Here is a 6,210-nt window from a genome sequence, read left to right as displayed (position 1 = left end):
GCGCAGGGCGCGCCGAGACGCGCCGACCGCGGTGACGTCACGCGGTCGGCCGTCGGATGGCGCGGCAGTTGCGGTCAGGCGGCGAGTTCGCCGGCCTGGAGCTGCCAGAGGGATGCGTAGAGTCCGTGTTGGGCGAGGAGTTCGTCGTGGGTGCCCTGCTCGGCCACGACTCCGCCCTTGTCCATGACGTAGATCCGGTTGGCGTGGCGGACCGTGGAGAGCCGATGGGCGATGATCACCATGGTCCGGTCGGCCGCGAAGACGCGGAGCGTGCGCTGGATGGCGGCCTCGGTCTCGTTGTCCACGGCGGAGGTGGCTTCGTCGAGGACAACGACCGGCGCGTCCTTGAGGATCGCGCGCGCCAGCGCGATCCGCTGCCGCTGCCCGCCCGAGAGAGCGGCTCCGCGTTCGCCGATCACCGTGTCGTAGCCGTCCGGCAGCGTCGCGATGAAGGTGTGTGACTCGGCCATCATGGCCGCCTCGACCACGGCCTCGTCGGAGGCGCCGAAGCTGCCGTAGCGGATGTTGTCGGCGATGGTGCCGTCAAAGAGGAAGGGGTCCTGGGCGACGAACCCGATCGCGTCGCGCAGATCGTGCCGCGGCAAGTTGCGCACGTCCCGCCCGTCGAGCAGCACGCTGCCGAACTCCGCGTCCTGGAATCGCATCAGCAGCTTGGCGATCGTCGTCTTGCCGGAGCCGGTGGCGCCGACAAGTGCGGTGACCTGCCCGGCGGGGATGGTCAGCGAGAGGTCCTCCAGCGCCGGCGGCCGACCGGGGTAGGCGAAGGTCACGTTGTCGAGGACGATCTCCCCGTGCACCTTCTCGACGTCGAGCGGTTCGCCGGTGCCGTCGGTCTCGGCGGGCAGGGCGCGCAGCCGCTGGATCCGGTCGTAGGCGGTGATCGTGCGCTGGTACTGGTCGACGATGCCGCCGAGCCGGTTCATCCGCAGCAGCACCATCTGGGGCAGCCCGATCAGTGGACTGAACACCTCGAACGACAGGCTGCCGTTGAGCACCGACCGGCCGCCGATCAGCAGGGTGCCGGCCATCGAGCTGGTCGTGCAGACCCGGACGATCTCGGCGTGGCGGATCGTGCTCCGGTCGGTCTGCTGGTTGCTCTCCTGAGCCTCCCCGCTCAGCCGGTCGATGCGCTCGGCCTCGTAGTCCTCGGTGCAGAAGCTCTTGACGGTGGCTCCGGCCTCCAGTGTGTTCACCAACTGGCTGTGCAGCCTGGCGCGGTGCTCGCCGGAGACGGCGTAGTCGGCCGCGACTTTGTCCTGGTAGCGGACCGACAGCCAGGCGATGACCGGGATGGGCAGGAACGCGATCCAGGCGATCTGCGGTGCCAGCAGCAGGAACAGCGGCACCAGGAGGACCAGGCTGGTGCCCAGTTGCAGCAGGTCGTTGGCCGAGGTGGCGAAGAAGGTGCCCAGCTGGCGGACGTCGTCGGTGAGCGCGCCGGCGATCCGGGTGGTCCGTTCGCCCTCCAGGTGCCGCAGTTCTAGGTGCTGCACGTGAGCGTACGTCCGGTTGCGCCAGTCGTGCTCGATGTCCTGGCCGAGCTGGCGCCACTGGAGGTTCGAGGAGTACGAGAGGGCTGCTACGGCGGCACAGGCTGCTGCCACCAGCCCTGCCAAGCCCCATAGTTGCGCGGACGCGGTCGTCAGGCCGAAGCGGACGAGCGGCGCGGCCTCGCCCTTGATAAGGACCAGCGCGGTCCAGCCGAGGAAGGTACCGAGCGCCATCTCCGAGACCTGACAGGCGACCGACAGCGCGGAGGCGCGGTAGAGATGCCGGCGGTGCGGCTCGACGATCTCCAGCAGGGGGTGTCGTTCAGCTCCTGTTCCGGGCAGGTCCCGGGTCACGTCGACCGTTCTGCGCCAGGCCGTCCGGACAACGGCCGCGGTCGCCGCCGCCACTCCGCCCAGCGCCACCAGCTGCTTGCTGAGCGCCGACCCGCGGATCAGGGCGATGCCGGCCACCACCCCACCTCCGACGGCGAGCACGGGGCGCACAACGCCGCGATCCGCGCGCGGGGCGGGCTCGGCGGCAGGCCGCGCCGGGGCCGGACGCCCCGCTCCGGCCGAGCCCTCCACGACCAGGGTTACGGCTCTGCGGACGAGCCGGCCGACGTCCGCGGCTTTCACCCGCGCATCGTGCCGGACGAGGACCCCGCCGGTGATCGGGCTGGCCTGCGCCTCGGTGATGCCGGGAAGGCGTCGCAGGGTCGCGGCGAGGACTTCGGCCGCCTGAGGCCGTCCGAGAACCAGCTTGACGTCCCAGCGCTGACGGCCCGGAATGACCGAACGCGGCCGCACGTCCAAATCCACGGAGCGATATCCGGCTGCGGCACCCAGCAGAGATGACATGTGTACGATCACCTGTTTGTGAAGGTCGCAAAAGCCGTCACCAGCACGACGGATCAATGCGAAAGAGCGGAATATCTGGGGAAATCGATGCAGCCGACAGATCCGCGGCGGAGCATCACTCGGGCGCATTTCTCCGAGCCCGGGTGGCGGCCCTACCGCCGGACAAACCGTCAGCGCGGCTTGCCGGCGCCGACGCTCGGGCGGATCTTCGGAGCCCTCGCCTCGCCGTCAGCCTTGGCAGCGGCCTCGTCCTTCGCGCCCTTCGGGGCGCTGCTCTCGGAGGCCTGCTGACCGTCACCCGAACGAGCTTCGACGTCACCGGCCGCGATCTGCGCCGCCACCATCTCGGCGGCCACCTCGGCCGCAAGGTCGTGGATGTTCTCTCCGGCCTCAAGGGTCGCCTTCTTCACCTCAACGGCCAGACCGACGGATGCCTTGACGACGCCGCGCATCAGCGGCTTGAGGAGACGCCTGGCCAGTGGAGCGGCGATGAGGCCGAACAGGAAGGGCGGTACTACGGGCGGCATGATGCTCCATCCTCGCTACGCATACGTATGACAGGGACCTCGGGCACTGCGCACACCGAAACAGTGCACAGATGCGCGGACGGAAACACCCATTTCCAGAATTCGCTTTCCCTGCTGGGTTGAATTCCTCGCCGATGGGTTCCAGTACCCGCTCTTCCGCCACCGTAGTGCAGCCATGTGCATCGAGGCCAAATCGTTTCGACCGGGTTCACTCATGTGAGTGCTCTTGATCTTCCCGAGCAACATTGATTGTTGTACGCACACTCACCGAATGTTCTATTGGATCGATTTTCCTACGTACTGATTACTGCCGAGTCCGCATTCATCCGCCGCCGCAGGGCGGGAAACGGCAGCCCGCCCCCAAGCGCGGCTTCGTGGAGCCAGACATGGAGCTTCCCGGGTTCAGTGGTGTCCGATGGGAGCTTGAACCGCACAGCGGCAGTGAGTTCGGCAACCCCCAGGCGTACTGCGTAGAAGTCACGCTGAGCAACGGGGCCACGTCAGAAGCAAGTGGACCTCTGTGGAGTAGATGAAGACCGCGGACGCGCACATGAGTCCGTTGTTCCGTCAGATGCCGAAGAGCCCCGCCGGAGCAATCCGGCAGGGCTTCGTCTTCCTGCGCGCTCTCACGCAGGTCTCACCAACTGTGCGGACTCCCCCGGACCGGGAGGCCCTGAACTGGCATTACGCGCCTGTCCTGGATCGACCGGATGTCCCTGAACGGTCGTTACGACCTTTGCCAGGTGGGACCGTCAAAGCTCAAGGACAGTGGTCACCACCCCATGGGGCCTGTCTCGCTATCCGTGACCGGATGCAGATGCCGTCGGAGGCATGGGCCCCTCCAGGGCGGCATGGGTGTCCATGCCGGCGGGCTGAGCGTCAGCGTTCCCCACGCCAGTGCAGAAGCCTGGCCTGGGAGTAATACGCACCACAAGCCCTCACCCTGCGGCCCGCCAACTCGGTAGATACTTCAGGCGTGCCACGACATGGTCGCGTCCGGCTTCGACCGCTTTATGGCGCCGGGTGGCAGCCAACCAGGAGTGGCGCGGCAAGATCAGCCAACAACCGTGCCCCGGCGTGCCCCACCACTCCCGAACCGTCAACGGAGACATGGAGCTTGGGACGTAAACCGATACTCTGCACATAGAAAGGGCCTTCCGCCTGGACCGGCAGAACCCCTGGACAAGGTTCATCGTCCCAGGCCAGAAGGCACTTTCGCGTTGCCGCACAGAACCCGCCCTCGCACCGAGCGAAACGGCGAGGTCAGCCGCGACCTGTTGCAAGGCGCAGGTGAATCACCGTATTGTCTTGCAGGCGATGATGATCGCGACGGGGATTCCGCCAGCGGGCACCGCGAGGTCCTCGGGCTGATGGTCGGCGACAGCGAGTCGAAGCCGTTTCGCACCGAGTTCCTGCGCCGTCTGCGGGCCCGCGGCCTGGGCCACGTCCAGCTGGTGATCTGCGACTCGCACAGCGGCCTGGTGGCCGCGACCATCCGCACGATCTTCGCCCAGGCCGTCCGCAATCAGCTGGACGTGGTGGTCGACATGCTCGCACGGAAGTTATCCCCTCGGTCAAGACCATGCTGCTGGAGGCAGCCGGAGACATCACAGCGTTCGCGTACTTCCCACCCGCGCACTGGAAGAAGATCTGGTCGACGAATCCACTGGAGCGCCTGAACCGGGAGATCGAACGACGGACCGACGTCGTCCAGGTCTTCCCCAACCCCGCCGCCCCTGGACCGACTCGCCGCCGTCCTGATCGAAACAGCTGCCGTGACTACACCGCCCAGCGGGACGTGACCATCGAGTCGGCAGGTCAAGCCCGTACCGGGGGCTCAGCGCCGGCAGGACAGGGTGCGTCGTGTCGAGAACTGTTCCGGAAGGGCGTGCTGGTCACTTCGCACACTGAACAAGGAGAGATCTTGCCCACCCATCCGCTCACGTCAGACGGCAGTGAACTCAGCTCGCTCCAGCATGATTTGCCGTTCGACCCCACCTACGGCTACAACCTGCCGCGCCTCCTTGCGGTGGGGGCTCCGCCAGGCCCGGACGGCTTCGCCGACTTCTGGCAGGAGCGCTACGCGAGTGCGCTACGGGTCGACCCGGCGCCTCGGATCGAGGGACCTTGGGCCACGGTGGACGGCGTGCGGGTCGCCGACGTCTCGTACACATCCGCCGACGGCGTCCGTATCGGCGGGTGGCTGACCGTCCCTGCCGATGGCCGCGTTACGCAGGGCTGTGTGGCGGCTCACGGATACGGAGGCCGGGCGGCCCCGGACCCCTGGCAACCCCCGCCGGGGACTGCGACCATCTGGCCCTGCCTGCGCGGGCTCGGAACGCGGAGCCTGCTGCCCGGCGTTCCCTCGGACTCGGCGGGGCACGTTCTGCACGGCATCGGCGCCCGGGAGTCGTACCTCATCGGCGGGTGCGTGGCGGATGTCTGGTGTGCGGCCACCGCACTGCTGCGGCTGGTGCCGGAGGCTGCCGGGCGCCTGACGTACCTGGGCACGAGTTTCGGCGGCGGCATCGGGGCGTTGGCGCTCCCCTGGGACGACCGTTTCCATGCCGCCGGCCTTACGGTGCCGACCTTCGGAAACCATCCGCTCCGGGTGACACTGCCGTGCACGGGCAGCGGAGAGTCGGTGCGTAGGCGGCTCGCCGAGGAGCCCTCGGTGCTGGACGTCCTGGCGTACTTCGACGCCGCGACAGCGGCCCGGCACCTTCACATCCCAGTGCATGTGGGTGCCGCCCTGTTCGATCCGGCGGTACCCCCACCGGGGCAGTTCGCGGTGCACAACGCACTGGCCGGGCCACGCGAACTCTTCGTTCTGCGGGCGGGGCACTTCGACCACCCGGACGAGCGGGCCGAAACGGCGGCCCTGGAAGAGGTCCAGCGACACTTTCTGTCGGGGGCAAACTGAGTGGTGGTATCGCGCCCTACCGCTGGGCCGCCTCCCGCGCGGACGCGGTTACGGGGCTCAGCACAGTCGGCGTGAGAGCGGTGAGGGGCAGCTCGCGCCTTCGCGGGGGAAAGGGCCCGCCGGACGGGCAGATGGGAGAGCACAGGTCCGATGCCTGCACCACGGAAGTACCCCGACGGGCTGCGCTACGGGGCCATCCGCGAGGTCCAGGCCTCCGGCCGTCCGGTCGCCCATGTCGCGAAGGACCTGGGTATCCAATAGGAGGCCCCGCGCGGCCGGGTTCACCAGGCCGAGGCGCTCAACGGTTCCTTCAAGGCTACGAAACTCGGGGCGGCTCAGACTGCCCGTGAATGCAGGCAGTTCCGCGACGTCGCCCGCGTCTGGCCCGGGT

Annotated in this window: 3 protein-coding genes and 1 pseudogene; 2 read left to right on the top strand and 2 right to left on the bottom strand. The window is 68.1% G+C overall.

Annotated features, from left to right (window positions below; all coding sequences use genetic code 11):
• Positions 1 to 74: 74 nt before the first annotated feature.
• Both ACFU8Q_RS17205 and ACFU8Q_RS17200 read right to left on the bottom strand, forming a co-directional pair.
• Entirely contained in the window at positions 75 to 2,369 is a 2,295-nt protein-coding gene (locus ACFU8Q_RS17205; protein ID WP_384454071.1) for an ATP-binding cassette domain-containing protein, read from the bottom strand.
• A 170-nt stretch (positions 2,370 to 2,539) separates the two neighbouring features.
• Positions 2,540 to 2,896, bottom strand: a complete 357-nt coding sequence (locus ACFU8Q_RS17200; RefSeq protein ID WP_384454067.1) for a DUF5132 domain-containing protein — start codon at positions 2,894 to 2,896, stop codon at positions 2,540 to 2,542.
• 1,269 nt (positions 2,897 to 4,165) lie between these two features.
• On the opposite strand from ACFU8Q_RS17200, the pseudogene ACFU8Q_RS17195 reads away from it, so the two are divergent.
• Together ACFU8Q_RS17195 and ACFU8Q_RS17190 are read left to right on the top strand one after the other, a co-directional pair.
• Positions 4,166 to 4,631: pseudogene (locus ACFU8Q_RS17195) on the top strand (transposase); the annotation flags it as partial.
• Between the two features lie 189 nt (positions 4,632 to 4,820).
• Positions 4,821 to 5,819: an acetylxylan esterase gene (locus tag ACFU8Q_RS17190; RefSeq protein ID WP_384454077.1), complete on the top strand. Its 999-nt coding sequence runs from the start codon at positions 4,821 to 4,823 to the stop codon at positions 5,817 to 5,819.
• The last annotated feature ends 391 nt before the right edge of the window (positions 5,820 to 6,210 follow it).

The organism is Streptomyces sp. NPDC057543 (assembly GCF_042801895.1).
In the GTDB taxonomy this organism is placed as follows: Bacteria; Actinomycetota; Actinomycetes; order Streptomycetales; family Streptomycetaceae; genus Streptomyces.
The sequence above is the reverse complement of the archived record's forward strand: the minus strand, read 5'-3'. Positions and strand labels throughout refer to the sequence as shown.